The 20,929-nt window shown below is 69.6% G+C and carries 19 protein-coding genes and 1 pseudogene; 4 read left to right on the top strand and 16 right to left on the bottom strand.

The features are described 5' to 3' along the window. Window positions 1-397: 397 nt before the first annotated feature. From ACSHXC_RS00770 to ACSHXC_RS00725, 10 genes are all read right to left on the bottom strand, one after another. Window positions 398-1,423, bottom strand: coding sequence for an alcohol dehydrogenase catalytic domain-containing protein (locus ACSHXC_RS00770; protein WP_438289631.1), 1,026 nt, complete (start codon window positions 1,421-1,423; stop codon window positions 398-400). A 284-nt stretch (window positions 1,424-1,707) separates the two neighbouring features. Beyond that, on the bottom strand, window positions 1,708-2,022 hold the full coding sequence (locus tag ACSHXC_RS00765) for a DUF4232 domain-containing protein (RefSeq protein WP_438296372.1): 315 nt from the start codon (window positions 2,020-2,022) through the stop codon (window positions 1,708-1,710). Window positions 2,023-2,100: 78 nt separating this feature from the next. Beyond that, on the bottom strand, window positions 2,101-3,324 hold the full coding sequence (locus tag ACSHXC_RS00760) for an anhydro-N-acetylmuramic acid kinase (protein WP_438296371.1): 1,224 nt from the start codon (window positions 3,322-3,324) through the stop codon (window positions 2,101-2,103). Window positions 3,325-3,404: 80 nt separating this feature from the next. Beyond that, entirely contained in the window at window positions 3,405-4,739 is a 1,335-nt protein-coding gene (locus ACSHXC_RS00755) for an MFS transporter (protein WP_438289630.1), read from the bottom strand. A 291-nt stretch (window positions 4,740-5,030) separates the two neighbouring features. After that, entirely contained in the window at window positions 5,031-5,192 is a 162-nt protein-coding gene (locus ACSHXC_RS00750; protein ID WP_438289629.1) for a hypothetical protein, read from the bottom strand. A gap of 127 nt (window positions 5,193-5,319) precedes the next feature. Beyond that, window positions 5,320-7,833, bottom strand: coding sequence for a hypothetical protein (locus tag ACSHXC_RS00745; protein WP_438289628.1), 2,514 nt, complete (start codon window positions 7,831-7,833; stop codon window positions 5,320-5,322). 712 nt (window positions 7,834-8,545) lie between these two features. Continuing rightward, window positions 8,546-9,493, bottom strand: coding sequence for an NmrA/HSCARG family protein (locus ACSHXC_RS00740; protein ID WP_438289627.1), 948 nt, complete (start codon window positions 9,491-9,493; stop codon window positions 8,546-8,548). Further along, on the bottom strand, window positions 9,490-10,059 hold the full coding sequence (locus ACSHXC_RS00735) for a hypothetical protein (protein WP_438296369.1): 570 nt from the start codon (window positions 10,057-10,059) through the stop codon (window positions 9,490-9,492). The genes ACSHXC_RS00740 and ACSHXC_RS00735 overlap by 4 nt, the downstream gene beginning before the upstream one ends. Window positions 10,060-10,264: 205 nt before the next feature. Then, on the bottom strand, window positions 10,265-10,624 hold the full coding sequence (locus ACSHXC_RS00730) for a LysR family transcriptional regulator (protein WP_438289626.1): 360 nt from the start codon (window positions 10,622-10,624) through the stop codon (window positions 10,265-10,267). Between the two features lie 769 nt (window positions 10,625-11,393). After that, a complete protein-coding gene (locus tag ACSHXC_RS00725; RefSeq protein WP_438289625.1) occupies window positions 11,394-11,630 on the bottom strand; it encodes a hypothetical protein in 237 nt (78 codons plus the stop codon). 398 nt (window positions 11,631-12,028) lie between these two features. Between ACSHXC_RS00725 and ACSHXC_RS00720 the strand changes: the two genes are divergently transcribed. Beyond that, window positions 12,029-13,228 (top strand): IS110 family transposase, encoded by a 1,200-nt coding sequence (locus ACSHXC_RS00720; protein ID WP_438289624.1) that lies wholly within the window; start codon window positions 12,029-12,031, stop codon window positions 13,226-13,228. A 526-nt stretch (window positions 13,229-13,754) separates the two neighbouring features. Here the strand turns inward: ACSHXC_RS00720 and ACSHXC_RS00715 are convergent. Beyond that, complete coding sequence (locus ACSHXC_RS00715) at window positions 13,755-14,744, bottom strand: alpha/beta fold hydrolase (RefSeq protein WP_438289623.1); 990 nt, start codon at window positions 14,742-14,744, stop codon at window positions 13,755-13,757. Between the two features lie 179 nt (window positions 14,745-14,923). Here ACSHXC_RS00715 and ACSHXC_RS00710 point away from each other — a divergent pair, with 179 nt between their 5' ends. Next, window positions 14,924-15,496 carry a helix-turn-helix domain-containing protein gene (locus ACSHXC_RS00710; RefSeq protein WP_438296368.1) on the top strand — a complete coding sequence of 191 codons (573 nt, stop codon included), beginning with the start codon at window positions 14,924-14,926 and terminating at the stop codon, window positions 15,494-15,496. 42 nt (window positions 15,497-15,538) lie between these two features. Here ACSHXC_RS00710 and ACSHXC_RS00705 read toward each other — a convergent pair. The 5 genes and pseudogenes from ACSHXC_RS00705 to ACSHXC_RS00685 form a co-directional block, all read right to left on the bottom strand. Beyond that, window positions 15,539-15,745 (bottom strand): annotated as a pseudogene (locus ACSHXC_RS00705) (Tn3 family transposase); the annotation flags it as partial. Next, on the bottom strand, window positions 15,703-16,245 hold the full coding sequence (locus tag ACSHXC_RS00700; RefSeq protein ID WP_438289622.1) for a LysR family transcriptional regulator: 543 nt from the start codon (window positions 16,243-16,245) through the stop codon (window positions 15,703-15,705). The pseudogene ACSHXC_RS00705 and the gene ACSHXC_RS00700, both read right to left, overlap by 43 nt. 225 nt (window positions 16,246-16,470) lie before the next feature. Beyond that, window positions 16,471-16,656, bottom strand: coding sequence for a hypothetical protein (locus ACSHXC_RS00695; RefSeq protein WP_438289621.1), 186 nt, complete (start codon window positions 16,654-16,656; stop codon window positions 16,471-16,473). 31 nt (window positions 16,657-16,687) lie between these two features. After that, on the bottom strand, window positions 16,688-18,472 hold the full coding sequence (locus ACSHXC_RS00690; RefSeq protein WP_438289620.1) for a reverse transcriptase domain-containing protein: 1,785 nt from the start codon (window positions 18,470-18,472) through the stop codon (window positions 16,688-16,690). 525 nt (window positions 18,473-18,997) lie between these two features. Further along, complete coding sequence (locus ACSHXC_RS00685; protein WP_438289619.1) at window positions 18,998-19,324, bottom strand: hypothetical protein; 327 nt, start codon at window positions 19,322-19,324, stop codon at window positions 18,998-19,000. Between the two features lie 15 nt (window positions 19,325-19,339). Here ACSHXC_RS00685 and ACSHXC_RS00680 point away from each other — a divergent pair, with 15 nt between their 5' ends. Beyond that, window positions 19,340-19,666, top strand: a complete 327-nt coding sequence (locus ACSHXC_RS00680) for a hypothetical protein (protein ID WP_438289618.1) — start codon at window positions 19,340-19,342, stop codon at window positions 19,664-19,666. 512 nt (window positions 19,667-20,178) lie between these two features. Beyond that, window positions 20,179-20,916: a helix-turn-helix domain-containing protein gene (locus ACSHXC_RS00675; RefSeq protein ID WP_438289617.1), complete on the top strand. Its 738-nt coding sequence runs from the start codon at window positions 20,179-20,181 to the stop codon at window positions 20,914-20,916. The last annotated feature ends 13 nt before the right edge of the window (window positions 20,917-20,929 follow it).

Raw genomic sequence — 20,929 nt, 5'->3', positions numbered from 1 at the left:
CTCCCGTGGTGCGGGCGGCGGCAGAGGCTGCGCGGGCGCGGCGGATTCGCGGGCGTCAGCGGGTGCCGGAAGGAGACGGGTGGGGGCGCGTGCGTGCGAGGAGTCGGTCGCGACTCGGACTCGGACTGATGTCCATGATCCCGCCTCCTTTCCTCGGCTCCGTGGTGTGTCCGGTTCACGTGAACCGGGTGTCTCCATGGTAAGCGGGGCGGGGGAGCCCCGGCCAGGGACCAAAGACCCTTGTTTGCGCATGTGTGCAAACAGCTGTCCGGCGGGGCGTGCGCAACGTCATGGGGGATCCTGAAGGTCGGACCTCCGGGCGCCCCGGGGAACGGGCGGTGGCCCGGGCTGCCCGGACTCACCAACTGGCCCTGAAACGGTGCCCATTGATGGGTCGTCAGTCCATCGTCAGCACCATCCGGAAGCGTGCCTTGCCGGCCGGCATCTTCTGATAGGCCTCCGCGGCCCGGTCCAGCGGGACGATCTCGGTCATCGGGCGGATGTTGTGCAGGACGCTGAAGGCCATGGTGTCCTCCACGTCCTGCGAGGTGCCGGACGCATGGCCCCGGACGACCGCCACTCCCGCGATGAGCTGGGCCGGGCTGATGGCCAGGGGTTCGGTGTCCGCTCCGATGACCACCAGTTCCCCGCGCGGGGCCAGGCCGTTCACGGTGGCGGTGATGGCCCCCGAGTTGCCGGCCGTGGCCAGTACGACATCGGCGCCGCCGAGCGACTTGAGCCCCTCGCCGACCGGGGTGGCGGAGGTGCTGTCGACGTAGTGGTGGGCGCCGAGCTGCTTGGCGAAGCCTGCCTTCTCGGGGCCGCGGGCGATCGCCACGGTCTCGAAGCCCATCGCCGCCGCGTACTGCACTCCCAGGTGCCCGAGGCCGCCGAGGCCGAGCACCGCGACCAGCTGGCCAGGCCAGGCGGAGCTGCGGCGCAGGGCGTTGAAGACGGTCACGCCCGCGCAGGCCATGGGCCCGGCATCGGCCGCCGCCAGCTCGTCGGGGATCCGGGACAGGGCGTCCACGGGCACGATCACCTTCTCGGCGAACCCCCCGTCGTACGCCCATCCGGGGACCTTCAGGTTCCGGCAGGCGATGAAGTCGCCCTCCCGGCAGGACCGGCAGTGGCCGCAGCTGCCCCCGAACCAGCCGACCGCGACCCGGTCGCCGACCTGCCAGCCCCGGTCGCGGGCACCCTCGCCCAACTCCTCGATGCGGCCCGCGATCTCGTGCCCCGGCACCTCGGGGAACGAGATGCCCGGCACTCCGGCGCCCACGAACAGGGCGTCGGAGTGGCAGACGCCGCACGCCTCCACCGCGATCCTGACCTGGCCGGAGCCCGGCTGCGCCACCTCACGCTCGGCCGGCTCCAGCGGGCCGTTCGCCTCGGCCACCTGCACGACTCGATGGGTACTCATTCTCAGCGTTCCTCCGGACAGCGGACTTGGCACACCGCAGCTCAACCCCTCCCGCCGAAGGAGCCGCACCCGTTTCACTCCCACCCGGGCAGGCCAGTCCTTCGATCACTGGACGGCCAGACACTGCCATAACGGCGCGGCCTCGGCCCCGGCCAGCACCCCTGCCTCCTGGACAGGCCGGACCCTGCTGCGGCCCGCCACACCGGTAGAAGGCACACCCCCGGCATGACGTGTCACCCCCACCCGCCGGCCACAGACTTGAACGACGACCCGCTAAGTACGGACTAGTTGGTGGTGTGGGTGGGGTAGACCTCGACGTCGGTGTAGGCGCCCTTGATCTGTCCTGCGCCGGTGGGCCAGTTCAGGGTGACGGTGTGGGTCTCGTTCGGGGGCGTCACCTGGATGTTGGTGGGGTGGGCGAGACTGTTGCCGCTGGTGTCGATGGTGTAGGAGAGGTCGAAGACGGCGGCGTCGCCGGGCTTGAGGGTGATGATGCGGGGCTGGGCGTGGCCGCGATGGATGGGGTTGGAGGTGTGGTCGGCGTCCTTGATGTCGACGCCGGCGAAGCCGGTGGCCGAGCCGGTGGCCGAACCCCGCAGCCGTCGGGCCCCGGACCGGGTCCCGGATCGCCATACCCGCCGCGCCGACCGGTGCCGTGCCGGGGACCGGGGGCGCTGTCAGTCGGGTGTGTGTGAGGGGCGGACAACCAGCTCGGTGGGTGGTGACGTCGGCGGCTGCGGTAGCCCGCGGCCCGGTCTGCCGGGGGTGATCGAGCCGAGGATGCTCGGGTGGCGCGCGCCCGTACAGGTGGGGATCGTTCCCGGGAGGCTGTGAGCGGTGAGCCAGCCGAGCACCGCGAAGGCATAGGCCTCCTTCGCGCCCGACGGCAGCCCGAGCTCGTCCGAGGTTCGCAGCACGGTGGGGCCGGCGTCCTTGTGCCGGGCGATTTCCTCCGCCAGCCACCGCATCAGCACCGGGTTGCGGGTTCCGCCGCCCGAAGAGATCACCTCCGTGGTGCCGAAGGGCCGGAGGGCGTCGGCGACGGTCCGTGCGGTGAGCCGGGTCACCGTGGCGAGGACGTCCTCGACGGGCACCGGCCCGCACGCGGCCAGCGCGGTGCGCAGATAGGGCCAGTGGAACAGTTCCTTGCCCGTCGTCTTGGGGGCGGGCAGCGCGTAGTACGGCTCGGCCAGCAGCCGGTGAAGCAGTGGCTGGTGGACGCTGCCCCGTGCGGCGAGCGCGCCGCCGGTGTCCATGGAGGGGGCCGGGCCTGAGGAGTCGGGTCGCGCCAGCTCTCTTGCGGCCGCGTCGATGAGCGCGTTGGCGGGGCCGGTGTCGAAGGCGAGCGGCGAGCCGGCCGCTCCCTGCGGCACCACCGTCACGTTCGCGATACCACCGAGGTTGAGCGCGACGGGCACGCCTGGACGGCCGCGCAGCCACAGGACGTCGACGATGCTCACCAGAGGCGCGCCCTGGCCCCCGGCGGCCACGTCGCGGGTCCGGAAGCCGGACACGACAGGGCGGCCCGTCGCCTCGGCGATCCAGGCCGGTTCGCCGATCTGGAAGGTTCCGTGCACCCGGCCGTCTTCGGCCCAGTGGTAGACCGTCTGCCCGTGCGAGGCGATCAAGTCGGCCCGTCCGTCGCACAGTTCGGCGTCGGCCCGGACGGCCAGCGCGGCGAACTCCTGCCCGATGCGCGTATCGAGCCTGCACACCGTGGCCAGGTCGGTGCCGGCGGGTGGGAGTGACCGGGCCAGTTCCGTGCGGAGTTCGTCTCCGTACGGTGTGCTGATCGTGCCCAGCGGGGTGAGGACCAGCGTGTTGCCTTCCAGGGCCACGTCGGCTGCGGCGGCGTCGATGGCGTCGTACGAGGTTCCGGACATCAGGCCGATCACCCGCAGGGCGTTCGTCCGGGGTCTGTCCGGGTGCGAGTCGGCTGTATACGGGGCCTTGGTCGGGGGGCCGTTGTTGCGCCGGGCGTTCACCGCAGGCTCCTTTGGTGGGCGTCTCCGCTCAGTGTGAGCAGCGCGGCAAGGCTGACGGTGCAGGCGGCCGAGGCGTAGTACGCGGGGATGTCCGCGTCCCCGGTCCGCTGGATGGCCTCGGTGATGATCAGGCCGGCGCATCCGGAGAACACGGCGTTGGAGAGGGCGTACGCCAGCCCGAGTCCCGTGTAGCGCACGGTGGTTGGGAACATCTCGGCCAGCATCGCCGGCCCGGGCCCGGCCATCAGGCCGACCGCGGCGCCCGCGACCAGGAGCAGGGCCCCCTTCACGTACGAGGGTGTGCCGGGGTCCTGTACCAGGTTGAGTAGCGGCAGCGCGAACACGGTGACCAGCAGCGCACCGGCCAGCATCACCGGTCGTCGTCCGATCCGGTCGCTCAGCTCGCCCGAGGGCAGGATCGTGGCCGCGAAGCCGACGTTCGCCAGCACGGTGGCGAGCAGCGCCTGCTGGAACGAGACGTTCGCGGTGTGCTGGAGGTAGGAGGGCAGGACCACCAGGAAGGTGTATCCGGCGGCCGACCATCCCGTCAGCCGTCCAACGCCCAGCGCGATCGCTTTGACCGTTTCTCCGGTGGGTGGACGGGCGGGTGGATGCCTCAGGGTTTCGCTCTCCTTCGTCACGGCCGAGGCGGCGAAGGCGGGTGTTTCGTCCAGGTGGAGACGCAGCCACAGGGCGCCGAGTCCCAGGGGCAGCGTGAGCAGGAACGGCAGTCGCCATCCCCATCCGTCCAGTTGCTCGGTGGTCAGAACCGTCGCCAGGAGCGCCGTGGTGCCGGCGCCCGCGAGCAGACCGATCGACACGGTGAATGACTGCCACGCCCCGTAGCGTCCCCGGTGCCCCGGCGGCGCGAACTCCGTCATGACCGCCACGGCGCCCCCGAACTCCCCACCTGCCGACAGCCCTTGGACGACGCGCAGCACGGTGAGCAGCCAGGGCGCGGCGGCGCCGGCGGACGCGTACGTCGGCAGCGCGCCGATGAGGGTCGTGGCGCCGGTCATCAGGCAGATGACCAGGACGAGCACGGGCCGGCGGCCGACTCGGTCGCCGAGCCTTCCGAACACGGCGGCCCCGACAGGCCGGAAGAAGAACGCGAGCGCGAAGGACGCGTACGTCCTGACGAGCCCTTCGGTCTCACTGCCTCCCTCGGGCGTGAAGAACCGTGCGGCGATGACGGTGGCGAGATAGCCGTAGACGCCGAACTCGTACCACTCGATGAAGTTGCCGACGGATCCCGCCAGCAGTGCCCGGTGGGGTCCGGGCGGCCGGGCCGCGCCGGGAGACCGGACCGGAGCGGGGTCGGGTGGGGTCATGGAGCCAAGCGTGCTGACCGGGGCTGGGCTCCACAAGCCCCGTCCGCCATCTGCCGTAGACCAGGGCCGGAAGAACCAGGGCCGGAAGAGGTGTCAGCGCCGTATCGGTACTCGACCTGGCCGCCGCTCTCGTTCTTGGTCACGACACCGTCGCTACCACCCGCCGCCCCGTCCAACAGCCCACCGCTGTACCGTCGATGAGGCTCCAGGCCATCGCGGAGGAGCTGCTACCTGGGTGAGCTGGCGGAACACCGAGCACCGCCCCGACGGCCTGCACGGCGCCACCCCGCTTCAGGCCTGGCAGGCCGACCCGACCCCGCTCAACGACGTCCCTGCCACGACCGCTTCGCCGCCGCCAGTACCCCCACCGACGCGTACCGCCTCAATGCCGTCACCGCGGCCGAAGACACCCGGGAACTGTCCTGCCACCACGAAGACGACCTCATACAGCATCGCCGGAATGGAGAGCCCCGGCTCTTGTGAAGAGCCGGGGCATCCGTTTCTCAGGCGGCTGGCATGATCCTGCCGGTCTCGTTGCTGATGCTCGTACCTCGGTCGTCAGTTGGTGCTGGCAGGGAGTTCAGGATGGCGGCGGTGGGGGAATCTGGGTGTCGTCGGTGTAGCCGTCGCCGAGGTATTCCACGACCTCGTATGCCTCGTCGATGATGGCGTAGCGGAAGGTGTCGCCGGGCTGCATACGGACGCGTCCGTCGGTGACGCGTGCCGGTGGGTCGGTGGGGCGGGCCGTGTCCCCGCCCTGGGAGCCGGCGCCGGTGTAGCACTGGAGTTGCTGGCCCATCAGGCGTCCGGCGTCCTGATTGTCCGTGGCCTCGATGTACATGACCTGCGCGGTGACGCCGCCTTCCGCCGCGATGTTGGGCGGGTATTCGTCGCGGTCGAGCTGGCCCAGGCGGTTGCCCTGTGGGCCCTGAGTTTCCGCGGATGAGAGGTTGAACAGCTGGCTCTGAGCCGGCGAGCCGCGCAGGGAGAGGCGTCTGCGGTCGACACCGGGGGAGTAGGTGAGCCGCCAGGGCGCTCCGTTGGCGACGGCGGCGCGGGCGTTGGCCACGACGTCGGGGGTGGCCGCTTCGTAGAGGTAGATCAGCCAATTGCCGTCCTCGTCTCGGCGGGGCACGCCCACGGGCAGCGGCGGGGGACAGGCCCGGCGGGGTGGCGGGGTGGGCGCGGGGTAGGGGCGGGGGCGCAGATGCGGGCGGGGGCGGGGCGTGGTGGTGGTCGGGGGCGGTGTGGTGGCCACCAGACGGTTGGCGAGCCGCTGGAGGCCGGCGAGGAGGGCGGGGCCCTTGGCCGGTCCGCACTGCTGGGGGCCGCCGTTGTGGGTGAAGATCCCGCCGCGGTCGGCGGTGCCGACGACGTAGCTGTGACTGCGGCTGAGCACGGTCGGCTGAAGCAGTGAGCCAACATCGCCCGATTCGACGGTGCGGAGCCGGGTGATGTGCGCCGTGACTTGCCTGCGGTTGGCGCTGAGGCCGCGGACCATGGCCCCGGGCCAGAGCATCCGTACGGGAAGCCACCGCCCCATCAACGGCTCGGGCGGTCCGGGCCCGAGACCAGGGTGGTGGACCGGGTCGAGGTAGAGCAGGGTGTCGGGGGCCGCGACGTAGGTCTGTTCGTCGTCGGGATGGTCGTCGAGGGAGAAGCTGAGGCGGTAGCCGTCGGTCCGGGCCGGTTTGGTGACGTCGGTCAGCGTGGCCGGGGCGGAGGCCGGGAATCCCCGTTTGTCCAGGGTGGGAACCTGGTACGACGAACTGCCGAGTGTGCTGCGGAGGTTGGAGAGGGTCTGGGTGACGGGCCTGGTGCCGTTCTTCTCGTAGACGATCGCGGTGGTGTCGGCGCTCCAGCCGTTCTCGCAGGGACGGCCGGATTCCCCGATGTCGGATCCGTCGAGCTGGTCCAGCTCCCCAGGGGTGTTCCAGTACGCCTTGTTGCTGAGATCGCTTCCGTGGTTGGGCGTGAACGTGTACCGGGTGGAGTTGTTGTTCGGGTCAGTGTCGCTGGTGCTCGTGGTGACCGACGCGGTCAGGTCATCGTCGTCGTAGGACCACTCATGGGTCATCGGGAAGGTCAGCCGCAGCTCCAGAGCCCGCTGTGGGCCCATGTCCGGTAGTGGACAGTCGAGTTTCCACCCGTCCACCTTGCATGCCGCCGTCCTCTCGGGTGGCGACCAGTCGACGTCCCGGGCATCGGTGAGCACCTCGCTGACGGGCGCGCCCACCGGAACCGTCATGCCGCGCACGGATGGATCGGCTGCTGCCGCGTCATAGTTCAGTGAGTGCGTGTACTCCGCGCGCACCCTGATGTCGCGGGCAACGGCGGGCCCGGAGTTGGCGAGATAGAGCGTGATGGTTTCGCTCTGCCCGTACGGAAGGTTGTTGTTGTAGTAGCGCCGCTTGGAGGCGATCCGCAGGTCCGTCAGGGCGACCGCCGTCAGTTCCGCGCCGGGCGGGTCCAGCTGCTGAAGGTCTCCCGGGGTGTTCCAGTACGCCGTATTGCTCAGGTCCGAGCCGTGGTTGGGTGTGATGGTGTAGTGGGTGCTGTTGTTCGTCGAATTCGGGTCAGCAGTGGCGGAGTTCACCGTCGCATCCACCGTGCGGTCCCGGTAGGACGTGTCGTGCGTCATGGGGAAGCGCACGCTCAGTTCGAGCATTTCCTCCGGGCCGAGATCGGGCAGCGGGCACGTGAGGAAGTCGCCCTTCGAGGGGATCACGCAGGGGGAGGCCGAACTCGGGTCTCCCCAGCGCACCGCTCCCGTGGTGAGCAGCTCCGACGGCCGGACGTCGAGGACACTCGCCCTGCGGACCGACGGGGCGGCGCGCTCGTAGTCCATCGACGGCGCGTACCCCACATCGGCGGTGACACCGCGGGCCGTGTCCGGTCCGGCGTTGTACAGGTAGAGCGTGATGGTTTCGCTCTGCCCGTACGGAAGGTTGTTGTTGTAATAGCGGCGTTTGGAGGCGATCCGCAGATCCGCCGAGGCGGGACCGACGGCAGCCGCGCCGGACAGAGCGAAGTCGGCCGTGCCCAGCAGGGCGAGCGCGAGCACCATGACCAGCACACGACGGACCGTCAACATGGCTTTCCCTCCGGGGGATGCCTGCAAGGACGCCGGCAGACTACTCGGCGCACTGTCGATCACGCCGCAAACAGGAAGCCGCCGCACAGGCGATCAACCGGTTGGCCTCTCCGGTGGACGCCGTGGACGCCGTGGACCCCGTGGGCGCCCGCAATGTCTCCAGGCCGGTGATCAAGTGAGCCACCTCGGCTGTGGACACAAACCGCGAGGGGCTCGTGGGCCTGACGCTGACGAACACCGGAACGGCCCGCGAAGAGCGTTGGTCTGCGGGTCGATCCCCAGCACACCGGTCTGGTCGGCTCCGGTGGTGAACGCACAGAACAACACGGTGGAGCGCCTTCGGCTCGACGGCGCCCGAGCTTCGAGCTGGAGCGCCCCGTACCTGTCGGCCGGTGATTCCTCGGCGGTGGCCCGATGACGAATACGGCGCGCGGTGCGACTTGGTGCGTGGCGCAGTGCTGGGGAGTTGGCTGAGTCGGCCGGATGGGTGCCGGACGGGTGCAGCGTGTGCGGCTCGTGATGTTGGCGCTGGTTGCCGGCGCGGCCAGCGGGAGCATGACGGCGGTCCTGATGACCTGACCGCTTCGAGCCGCAGCTGGTCGAAACGGCGTGCCGGGCAACGGCCGTTGGCGGCGGTTCGGGCCGGATCCATGCTCATGGCGTGTGGACCGGTTTCGGGTTGGGCGCGAAGACCTGGTGGTGCTCGCAGCCTTCAGCTCAAGTGGAATTTGTCCCGGTGTGCGGCCAGCCAGGTGGAGAAGTCCTGGAGGGCGGGGTTGAGGGCGCGGACGGCGTCGAGGTCGCGGGCGCCGGTGAAGCGGGCCTCGCAGTCGGCGTAGAACTGGAACATATTGCCGACTTCGTCGGCGCCGGGGAAGGGGAGAGCACGGAACGCGTCCGGTGTCAGAGGCCGGTAGCGGACGGGTTGGCCGAGTGACTCGGACATGGCCGCGGCCATGTCGGCGACGGGCACGTGCTCGCCCGCGATGCTGACGGTGGCGGGGATGAAGTCGGTGCCGCGCTTGAGGATGGCGAGAGCTGACTTGCCGATGTCGTCAACGGCGATGCCGGAGAGTCTGCTGCCGCCCATCGGGAAGTTCAGCTCGAACGTGCCGTCTTCGCCTCGCTGCGGGGCGAACGCGCCGAACAGGTTTTCCCAGTAGAACGTGGTGCGCAGGAAGGTGGTCGGTACACCGTCGTCGGTGAAGTAGTGGTCGGCTTCGGCCTTGCCGTCGAAGTGCGGGACCTTGTAGGTGCCTTGGAGCGTGGGCATCCGGTTGTCGTCCAGCGGAATGCACTCGCGGGTGTCCTCCAGGGTGGACCAGATGGCGTGCTGCACACCCGCCTGCCCCGCGGCCCGAGCCAGGGCCGCGGCCTGGGCCTTCTCGTGCGCCGCGTCCATGTCCTCCCAGAAATTGGTCACCAAGTACGCCCCGTACGAGCCGTTGAGTGCCGCGACCAGGCTCTCCTCGTCATCCAGATCGGCCCGGACCACCTCAGCTCCCAGCCGCTCCAGCTCCTTGGCCCGGTCCGAGTCCGGCCGGCGGGTCACCGCGCGGACCACGAAGCCGCTGTCCGGGTCCGCGAGGATCGCCCGTACGAGTGAGCCTCCCTGGTTACCCGTCGCGCCGAAGACGGTGACGGTGCGCTGCTCGGTCATCGCGGGCACTCCCTTCCTGTTTCCTTTGGCACCTTGCTGTGCCCGGCCAGGCGTATTCCGCTGCGAAACATACGTCCACGGGACGACCCCAGCCAGTGGTAACACGCCGCCCGCAGGTTGAGTCCTTCCTCGTACGTGCTCATGGCGTGTCGGCGGGCTATGCGAAGCACTGGCATGCCCGGGCCGCCCGCGCCAGGTGGGGGAACCGCCTGCGCCGGCGGGGGTAGGCGGGATTGCCGGCGCAGGCGTCCAGGTAGTAGCCCTCGCGGCCTGGCCGGGATCTCGGCGCCATGGGCGGCGAGCGGTCCGGCGCGGTGCCAGGCCGCGATGTGGCGGTACCAGAGGGGGTTTCCGGTCAGGGGGCGGACGGTGACACCGGGGACCTCGATGAAGGTGGCCTGGCATAGCGTGACGGCGAGTCCGGCACGTACGACCTCGATCAGCTGCCTGCCCTCGGCCTCGTACGGGGTGAAGGGGACGCGGTGCGTCGCGGCGCAGACGGAGGACCAGTACTCGCGGGTGCGGTCCCGGTCGGGGCGTGGGACCGCCCAGTCCTCGTCGAGCAGCTGGTCGAGGGAGACGTGCTCCCGGTCGGACAGCGGGTGGGCCGCGGAAGCAGGGCGAACACGGGCTCGGTGACGAGCGGGGCGAGGACGACGCCGCCGCGCGGCAGGAGTTCCTGGTCGGGGTTGTCACCGAGGACGGCTGCTTCGAGTCGGCCTGCCGCCAGGTCGTCCAGGAGCGGCACAGGGGAGTGGTGGCAGCGGGTTGTCACCTCGGCGCTCGGCAGCAACTCCCTTGCAGCCAGGGTGAGATGGGCGACAGGGGAGCACCGGCGGAGCCCAGGCGAAGACGGTGCACGGGGGACGTGTGGCGGGCGGTTTCGGCGAGCGGACTGTCGATGCCGGGCAGGATGGACTGGGCGCGGGCGAGCACGAGGTCGCCGAAGTCGGTGGGGACCGCGCCGGCCTGTCGGCGGTCGAAGAGCGCCCCGCCGAGCATGGCTTCGATGCGGCGCAGCTGGGCGCCGAGTCCGGGCTGGGTCATGCACAGTGAGGCGGCGGCCTTGGTGAGGCTGTCGGCCTCGGCGATCGCGCAGACCACCCGCAGGTGCCGTACCTCGAAGTCCATGGCAGCGGATGTTATGGACCGGCGACAGCTTTCGGCAGAGGTGTACCCCTTCAGCCTTTTGTGAAATGTCACACGCCATTAATCAAGGGGACGCGAAACCAAGAGACGTTCCGTTCCTGCATGGACGGCAGCACGCAGCACGCTGCTGCCCGCGCTGGTCACCGCCCTGCTCCTGCTCCTGCTGGGGACACCGGCCGCCTACGCGCGGGCCGACAGCGCGTCCGCCTGCGCCCTGCGCGGCGCGACCGGCTGGATGGACGAGGGCATGACAGCGACCCCGATGGTCGGGGATGGTGCGTTCTCGGTGCCGGGCCGGCCGGGCGTGGCCCGATAGGGGTTTGCCGTTCGTTGTGGCGTCTCACGATTCTGACCGTCCGGCGTGGCCCGGTACCGGCAACTCGACGCGCCGTCGGACCGGAAGGGGATCGGCATGCCCAGTTCGACCACGTCCAGTACGCCGCCTGCAGTGCAGCCCGTCGTCGTCGCTCGGTGGGGGAGGCGGTGGGGGGTGGACACGCACCGGGATGCCCATGTGGCTGCGGTGCTCTCCGTGATGGGGACAGCGCTGGCCACTGCGGGGTTCCCGGCCACTGCGGCGGGATACCGCGCCCTGCTGACGTGAGCCAGGAAGTCCGGAACGGTGCGGCGGGCCGGAGTGGAGGGGAGCAGCTCCTACGGGACGTCCCTGTCGCGCTATCTACTGGCCCAGGGCATCGACGTGATCGATGTGAATCGGATGGACCGGGCGGATCGCCGTCGGCGCGGCACATCAGATCCGCTCGATGCCCAGAACGCGGCGCGAGCCGTATTGAGCGGGCGGGCCTGCGCTCGGTTCGCCGACGCGGGCGGCACGGAAGAGGACGCGGGCGGCACGGAAGAGGGAGGTGAAGTGGGGGTGCTGCAGGCCACGCGGATCAAGCTGGGTCTGCTGGCGTGCCGGATCGGCCAGCTCTCCGAGCAGATCCGGGATGTGGACGCTCGCCTGGCTCGCCTCGTCAAGCGTCATGCTCCGCAGCTGCTTGATGTGGTGGCGATCGTCAGGCCAATGCCGCGCTCCATCCCATTGTGTTCACCCGGCTGCGGGTCGACCCGCGCACGCAGGACTACTACGAGCGTCGGATCAAGGAGGGTAAGACCCGGCGCGAAATCGTCCGTTGCCTCATTGGGGAAGTATCGATGCTGCGGCCCAACCCATGGGCCGTGATTCCCCGGTGAGTGTCGGGGGACGGCCTCGTTGCCGTGCCGCGCTCGACGGCCAGTTTGAGTATTGCCGCCCCTGACACGCCGAGGCCCCAGACCGGCGTCAAGGACATGCCCCACCGAGGGCCGAACAATGAGGAACCGGCAGCCGGGTCTCGTCACCTGCGGAGTCAACCAGCAACTCCGGCAGAAGGGACGAGATTGATGTTCGTCGGATGGGACTGGGCCAGCGCCAGCCACGACGTGACCGTCATTGATGACCGCGGCATCGTGATCGACCACTGGGCCTTCCAGCACAGCGAAGACGACCTTTCGGCCGCCTTGGCCCGACTGTCCAGCCACGGCACCCCGGCTGAACTGCCCGTCATCATCGAACGTTCCAGTGGGCTGGTCGTCGACCGCTTGCTCGAGGCCGGACACCCGGTCGTGCCCGTCCACCCCACCGCATTTCACGCCGCCCGACCTCGATGGGGCGCCTCCGGCGCCAAATCCGATCCCGGCGACAGCTACAAACTCGCCGACTACCTACGCACCGACGGCCACCGCCTGCGCCGCCTCGTGCCTGTCGACAGCGGCCTGCGAGAACTCCAAGCCCTCGTGCGCCTGCGCGACGATCACGTTCGTGCACGCACCGCCGCCGGCAACCAGCTCGGCGCTCTGCTCGAACAGCACTGGCCCGGACCCAAGAACCTGTTCTGCTCGCTCGTCTCCGACATCGCCCTGAAGTTCCTGACCGACTACCCCACCCCGCAGTCCGCCGCCCGACTCGGCGAAGCCCGCATGGCCGCCTTCTGCAAGCGCCATGCCTACCGCGGCGGCAAGTCCGCATCCGCACTGCTGGCCCGGCTCCGCTCTGCTCCCGTCGCCCCCGTCAACCTCCCCGCCGACGTCCTCACTGCGCTCATCACCGCGCAAGTCCAGCTCCTGCGCAGCCTGCAGACGACCATCGCCCAGCTCGAGACGACCATCAAAGACCGCCTCGCCAGGCACCCGCGCACCGTCCTTCTTGCCGAGCTGCCCGGCGTGGGCACCATCAACCTCGCACAGCTGCTCGCCGAGGTCGGCCCGGTCCTTGACCGCGTCGAGTCCGCCGAACAAGCCGCCGCCGAGTGCGGAGCCGCACCAGTGACCAAGGCATCAGGGAAAACACGCGGCGTCTACTTCCGGTGGGCCGCCAACACACGCGCCCGCAAGGCCATCACTGCCTTCGCTCACAACTCCCGCATGCAATCACCCTGGGCCGCCAGCCTCTACGCAAACGCCCGCGCACGCGGAAAACGCAACCCTCACGCCACCCGGATCGTCGCCCGCGCATGGCTCCGTGTCATATGGGCTTGCTGGCACAACGCCACCCCTTACGACCCCTACAGCCACCCCGCTGCCCAACGCCTCACAGCCCCCTGACTTGACTCAGAGGACTCAAGCGCTACGCCGCCAGGCAGCAACTACGGCATCTGGATCGGCAACACGGCCTGCGTCACCGGGGCCGTCACCAAGGATTGCGTTCGGGCTGAGGTCAACGGCCACTACCCCGAGACCGGCTGCGTAGCCCCGCCAGCCGCCCACTGAGCGTTGTCGAGCTGCTGGGCAGACTGCCGAAATTCACGTAACACCCCACACCACCCAGGAGATCGAGCCGGGCATGACCTGCATCTTCAAGCCGGGGTTCGGCCGTCGTCAGCCTCCCCACATCATCGGCGCGCCACCCGCCACGGTTCAAAGTGCTCGTCGTACGCGCGGATGCGCCTACGACGGAGGCTCTGCGAGTGCGGGCCGGACCAGGTGGAAGACCTCACGGACGTGACCCGTGTGTGAGGTGAGTTCGCGTCTCGGTAACAGGTTGCTCTGGCCCGAGTCCGGCCGGGCGCTGCCCTCGGGTGTGCCGACCGGGGTTCTCTTGCGAGGGAGGCCGGCCGGCACACCCGCCGATTCAGCCCTGGAGGGAGGCGAGCCAGGCGGTCAGCAGGCGGTTGACCTCCTCGGGACGCTCCTGCTGGATCCAGTGCCCGCAGCCGTCCAGGATGTGGGTGGAGGCCAGGCCGGGGAGGGTGGCTGGGTAGGCGTCGATCGCGTCGGCCATCCAGGTGGTGGAAGCGTCCAGGGCGCCGCCGATGAACAGGGACGGCTGTTTGATCGGGGCTCCGCCGTACTGGGCGAGGTCCTCCCAGTCGCGGTCCATGTTGCGGTAGCGGTTGAGGGCCCCGGTTATGCCGGTGCGCTCGAACTCCCCGGCGTACACGTCGAGGTCGTCCTCGGTCAGCCAGGCGGGCAGCTTGCCGCCGGGGAAGCGGTCGCGCAGCTTGCCGCCGGTGCGGGCCACAAAGTGTGGGTCGGGCTCGCCCTGGGTGGGCATGGTGTCGGCGGACATGGCCGCGTAGAAGCCCGCGAGCCAGCCCCGGAGGTCGGGCTCCATCTCTGCTTCGGCGCGGCCGGGCTCCTGGAAGTACGAGACATAGAACTCCTGGTCGTCGCCCATCTGCGCGAAGATGTCGCTGGGGCGGGGGCCGCCGGGCGGCGCGTAGGGGACGCTCAGCAGTCCGACGGCGCGGAAGACCTCGGGGTGGAGCAGGGCGGAGGACGCCGCGATGCTGGAGCCCCAGTCGTGCCCGACGACCACCGCTCTCTCCTCGCCCAGGGCGCGCACCAGGGCGACGTTGTCCTCCACCAGGTCGAGCATCCGGTAGGCGTCCGTCGCGGCCGGCTTGGAGGAGCGGCCGTAGCCGCGCACGTCGAGCGCCACGGCCCGGTACCCCGCCGCCGCGAGGGCCGGGAGTTGGCGGCGCCAGGAGTACCAGGACTCGGGGAAGCCGTGGACGAGCAGGACCAGCGGTCCGGTGCCTTGCTCGACCAGGTGCAGGCGCCCGGCGGGTGCCTCGATGGTGCGGTGGCGCAGGTCGGCGGACGGCGCGGGCTGGTGCATCGCTTCTCCTCGGTTCACGGGCGGCCGCGGTTACCCACCGATCATGCGGCGCGACGGTCGCGCGGCGCGAGCACTCTTGCCATCCTGGCAAACTGGCAGGACAGGGCGGTGGAGGCGGCACGTCCGCAGGGAGCGGGGCGACGGTGACGGACGACGGCATAGCTGACACGCTGGTGGCCATGGGCCCCCGGCTACGGACCGCGCGCGAGCAGCGCGGCGCCACACTCACCGGCGTCAGCCGTGCGACCGGCATCTCGCTGAGCACGCTGTCGCGGATCGAGACCGGCTGGCGCAAGCCGACCCTGGAGGTGCTGCTGCAGCTCGCGAAGGCGTACGACGTCTCCCTGGACGAGCTGGTCGGCACCGCACCCGCCGCGGCGGCCGGACCGCGCACCCCGGTGCCGCAGCGTTCCGGCAACGAAAAGGCGGTGCTACCGCTGACCCGGTATGTCGGGGGCCTGCACGTCCACAAGCACGTCCTGCCCGCCATCGAGGCGCCGCCGGCGCGGCCGCGGCAGGTCTCCCATGACGGGTACGAATGGCTGTGCGTCCTGTACGGGCGGCTGTGGCTGGCCCTCGGCGAGCAGGACCTCGTCCTGAGCGCCGGGGACGTGGCCGAGTTCGACACCCGCACTGCCCACGGAGTCGCGAACGCCGGACGCGGCGGACCGGTCGAATACCTGATCATGTTCGGGCCGCAGGGAGAGCGCCTACGATCGCGCACCCCAGCCCCCGACCGCAGAGCCGTGTAGTGCGGAGAACAGCGTTCGGCCCTCCGCGACGGTGCCTGCGGCTCACGCCTCGGCGGCGTCCGGATGACGCAGTGGTCGCAGGCCGCCGGGCAGGTCAGGGAGCTGGAAGGAGTACCGGTCGAGCATGTTGATGTGGTGCCGCACGAACGGTGAGAGGCGAGCCACGTCCTCGTCGCGGACGTTGAAGCCGTCCGCGCGCAGGTGGTTCACCGCGGCGTCCGTGTACCGCGTCGTGAACAGCATGAGGGCGAGGGATGCCCGGCACGAGCGATCCCCACCAGCTGTTTCTGTGTGATGTGCCGGGTGCGGATCTCCGGCTCCAGGTGGTCGAGGACGCCGAGCTCGACGTCCACCGTGCCCTGGCGCAGCGCGGGCCCGTCCTCCAGCGCCTCGGGCAGGAACACCACGTCCACGTGCGGGGCCGCCGCCCGGATCCGGTCGGTCAAAGGGCAAGCGACGCCCGCCAGGATCAGGTCGGTCGCCTGCACGGTGAAGGTGCGCTGGAGGTGGACGGCCTCGAATCCGGCACCCGGCCGCAGTACGTTGTCGCAGCCGCGCAGCAACGCACTGACCTCCTCGCGGAGTTCGAGGGCTCTGGGGGTGGGGACCATGCCCTGGCCGGCGCGGACCAGGAGCGGATCGCCCACCGCACGGCGCAGCCGGGCCAGGCTGCGGCTGACCGCCGCGGGCGACGTGCCGAGGCGCCGAGCGCCTCCCCACTGGACCGCGCCCAGGTCCTCGACCTGCACGCCGCCCTCACCGCATGGCTGCGCCTGAACCCAGACCAGACGTGACACTCCGGGAAGCGACGGGTGAAGAAGAACTGCCCCACCTGCCAAGCCCTGCGCCGGGAAGCGGCCCAGCCCGGCGCGCCGATCGCCGACCTCCTGGTGCGTGCGGCGCTGCACGAGCGGTCGCCGCAGTGCCAGCAACCGCACCGAGACCACGCGCCAGGCCGAAAGGGTAAGGCTGGTCTACCGCAGGGTGATGCAGGGCCGGGTGGTGGCGCCGTAGTTGAACTCGGCGCAGATCCGGCTGCCCGCGGGGAGGCCGGGCCCGACGCGGTCGTGGCCGCCGGATCCCCAGGGTACTGGTGGGCCGTCGGCGAGGTGCCTGCTGAGCAGGTCCTTTTCCAACGGCCCCCAGCCCAAACGACGCATGCGACTTTCACCGCACGTCGCTTTCCAGTGACTACTCCGTGAGTGCTGCGACGGGCCTTTGGCCGTGGATGTCCGCATGACAACTTCCGCAGACCACAAGGGTCTTGCGGTTCCGTGCGGCCATGAGATCTGCCCACGGCGGCCGGTTTCCCGATCGTCCGAGGTCCGCGAGCTTGGCGACGTGGTGGACTTCCACCTCGTCGATCCGCCCGCAGGACTCGCACCGTCCGGCGAGGAGCCGGGTGACCAGCTCCTTGCGTTTGGTGTTGACCGGGGCCAGCCGACGGTCGTTAATGACCGTCTTCTTCTCCCGTCGCAGCGGGATCCCTCCGAACCGTCCGACCAGCGGCTTCCTGCCGACGCGTTCGACGCGGGCCTCAAAGCACTTGCGCGGCCCGTAGGGAGTCTCGATGGTGGCCGCGTACTTGCGGGCCATCTTCGACACCGACGAGCGGTGCTTGTTGGCGAGCGTCATCAGCATCGAGGTCTCCATGACCCATTGCAGCCTGGCGAGTCGAAAGACGTCGCCGGCCAGCAGGTAGTACTGGACGATGCCGCGGTACTCCGACCCGTAGGTGCTGACGATGATGTGGTCTTCCTGGTTCAGCAGTTCGGGCCGACGCGCGGGTTTGCCGCGCTTCATGTACTGGGCCTGCTTGGCAGTTACCACCGAACGAGGGACGCGCAATCTGATGACCCCATTGACGGAGCGCCGTCCGCCGGTGATCTTGCGGTCGTTGTGGTGCACGGTGATGTCGTAGCCGAGGAACCTCGCCGCCTGGGTGCGGGCATGCGTGATGAGGGTTTTCTCCGGCGACAGCTCCAACTTGAGTTCGTCACGCAGGAATTGCGCCAGCCGTTGTTTAATTTCCTCGGCTTCTGCCTTTGGTCCAGCGAACCCGAGCAGGGTGTCGTCGCAATAGCGCACATACCGCAGTCGCCGATAGCCGGGATCCTGAGTATCCATGCTCGGCATGCTGCGGAGTTGCTTGCGCAGTTCCCGCCACTGGATGCGGTCGCCGCGCTTGCGGGCGCGTTGCATAGCCGACCGCACCCTGAAGAAGGCGCGGTTCGGCTTCCTGATCCTGCCCCGGGCGTATTCCGGGATAAGAACCTTCTCGACGTACTCGTCCATCTTGTGCAGGTAAATATTAGACAAGATCGGTGAAACAACCCCGCCTTGCGGACTACCGCTGTGCGTGGCGTTCCAGACCCAGTCTTCCATGTATCCGGCCTTGAGCATGTTCCGCACCAGCCGAAGGAACCGGTTGTCGTGGATCTTCTCGCCCAGAATCCGGAGCATGACCGAATGGTCAAGCCGGTCAAAGCACTGGGCGATGTCTCCCTCGACAAACCAGACTGTGCCCGTCCAGGTATTAGCCACCTCACGCAAGGCGGTGTGGCAGCCCCGTCGGGGCCGGAAACCGTGCGAGGAGGTGGAGAACGTCGGCTCGTAATACGCCTCAAGCAGCAGGCGGATCACTTCGCCGACGATCTTGTCGCTCCAGGGAGGCAGGCCGAGCGGCCGCAGCTTCGTGCTGCCCCGCCCCTTCGGGATGTAGACCCTGCGGGCTGGGCTCCACCGGTAGCGTTCGTGGCGCAGCGCGTCGATGACGTGCTCGATCTTGCCCAGCGACATGCCGTCCACGGTGTCCCCGGTGACCCCGGGCGTCATGGCTCCCTTGTTGGAGTACAAACGCCCGTAGGCCAGCAGATACAACTGCGGATTGAAGAGTTGTCGATACAGTTCGTTGCACGGCAGGCCACGCCTGCCGCGTTCACGGAGGACACCCAGCACCGTTTCGGCGTTCTGCATTGCGCATACCTCCCGACTCTGTGGTGTCCGATCACCTGGCCCCCTTCGCCCGATGCGGACCGCTTTCCCGTCCTCCTTGGCCGGTCGTAACTCCGGCGACTACTACAGGGCCTCCGTCGCCATAGGAAGATCTCTTCCCGTAGGCGATCCCATGTTCGTCCTTGTCGTACGTTCTAGCGTGATGTAGGTGCCCAACTCATCCCCTTGAATGCCCTCGTTGGGCATCGCTCCGCACTCTGGAGGTTGCGTCGACCAAATCACAAAGCCGCCGCAGAGCACGGCGCCGGTTTCGGGTATCTTTCCGGCGGATCGGACCTTCGATCTTCTGGGGATTTGGGTTCAGGCAGTGCAGCTTTCACCGTGTCACGCGGGTCCCTCGACGCCCCGTCTCCGATACCTGAGCCCGGTCGTCAATTTCCTGGCATGCTCTGGTCCCCATCACCGTTTCCGGATTGGGTAAGCCATCAGACCCAAGAACCTCCCTCCAAGTTCCTCCCGACTGAATCGGGGATACGACAAGGCGCCTCATGGCGCACTGATCTCGGTCCAGGACTTGACCGTCCGGCCCCCGCGCCAGCCCCCGCCGACCCGGGAGGTTCCACCGGGCGCCTGGTACCACCAGCGGGCCAGATTGCGGTCCTTGGCGGGACTGCGGGTGGCATAGACGCAGCTCACGGTGCGCGGCCCGGAGCCGGGGCGGTGCTGCGCGAGGCAACCGCACAGTGACACCCGGGAGTAACTCCCGGCGCGATCCGGGAAGCCCTGCCCGGCGATGAGTGTGCGGAGTTCGACGAGCAGCGCGATGCCCTCGACCTGGCCGACCCCGAGGCCGTCGTCGCCTTCCGGGACCACTGGTGGGAGCGTGCCGTGCAGGCCCAGGAGAAACTGGAGGACGACGTAGCCGCCGCGCTGGGCGGGAACATCATGGCCCAGCCCGGCCGCAAACTGGCGCCGGCGTACGAGGCCACGCTGCCACCCGCCGTCCGCCACGCCCCGCCGTCTCTGGACGACATCCGCGCCGCCCTGCGCCACGAGAGCGTCCGCGCACGGTTCGACCAGGACTTCATGGACGCGATCCCGCCGCACTACCCGGCGCTGCTGCTGCGGTGGTGGGACATCGCCCGCCTGATGGCCGACCCTCGCGGCGACCGGGCCGTACGCGCCGTTGTCAACGGCCGCCACGCCTCGGGCTAGGCCGCGCCGAAGGGCACAGTCATTGACCTGCGCTGTCTCACGGCCGCTTCACAAATGCAGCCGATATGAAGTCAGCCGTGAGAACGTGCAGCCGAACTTGAGATCCCACAGGTGATGTAGGCCCTCAATTGGAATGTCCCGTTCCGTGACGGCGGCCTGCGTGTTTCCAGTGTGTCTCATCCAGGGGCCACGGCAACGTGTCTCACGATCATGTCCCTTTGTCGGCGTCCGCCTCGACGCGGGTGTGGCGGCGGGTTCTTCGGCAAGGGACTCGACGGAGCCCGGGAAGTCCACTGCGCAACGTGCCGTCACCTCGATGAGCTCGCCGAGGCGGAGGGCTTCGCCCTGGAGACGGTCCCTCCGCCTTCGCGTGAACCACCTTCTGCTGCCGGGCCGGTTACGTCTGCGGGGGCCGGGGCCGGCTTGCTCGCCGGGGTGGTGCGGGAAAGGATCGACGGGCCGTGTCGGCGCCAGTGGCCGGCGGCGTAGCAAGAAGGACGAGGTGGGGCGGGATGAGCGAGCACGGCCGACGGCGGCGTCACCGTACGGTGGACCGGGTCGCGTGGATCCTGGAGGCTGCCGCGCGGGCGCCGGGCGGGATGACCGTGGCCGAGTTGGCGCGGACGGTCGGGGCGCCGGCGAGTTCGGTGCAGGACCTGGTCAACGGCCTTGTCGCGACGGGGTTTCTGCTGGAACAGCACGGGCGCTTCAGGCTCGGGCCCGCCCCGCACGTCCTCAACCTCATCGCCGGCCGGGTCGTCCCGCGGATCAGTCAGGCCGAGCTCAACGAACTGAGCCGTGTCGCGGAAACCCCGGTGCTGCTCACGGTACGGGTCGGGCTCGACGCCGTGTACCTCGCGCGCGGCGGCGAGGACGAGATTCCCCGCCTCGTGCCGCTCGCCGACCGCCACGTCGCCCGCCCGCTGCTGCGCACCGCCGCGGGTCGGCTGCTGCTGGCCTTCACCGACGGGGCGGAGCGCCAGGGGCTGCTCGACGAGCTCGCCCGCCACGACCCCGAGGCAGTCGCGGAGTTCCGTTCCGCCCTTCCGGGGATCCGCGCGTCGCGGATCAGCCGCAGCGAGGGTCTGGCCGACCCCGAGGCCAGCGCACTCGCGATCCCCGTCACCGACGGCCCCGTCGTGACGGGAGCCCTCGCCCTGATTCACCGGCGTCGCGGCCGCTCGGAGCGGCTGAGTCTGGACCGGGCTGCGGCCCGGCTCCTCGCGCACATCAAGGAGACGCGGACGTGATGTCCGCATCCAT

This window comes from Streptomyces sp. HUAS TT7, from assembly GCF_051550175.1.
Classification (GTDB): Bacteria; Actinomycetota; Actinomycetes; order Streptomycetales; family Streptomycetaceae; genus Streptomyces.
The sequence above is the reverse complement of the archived record's forward strand: the minus strand, read 5'-3'. Positions and strand labels throughout refer to the sequence as shown.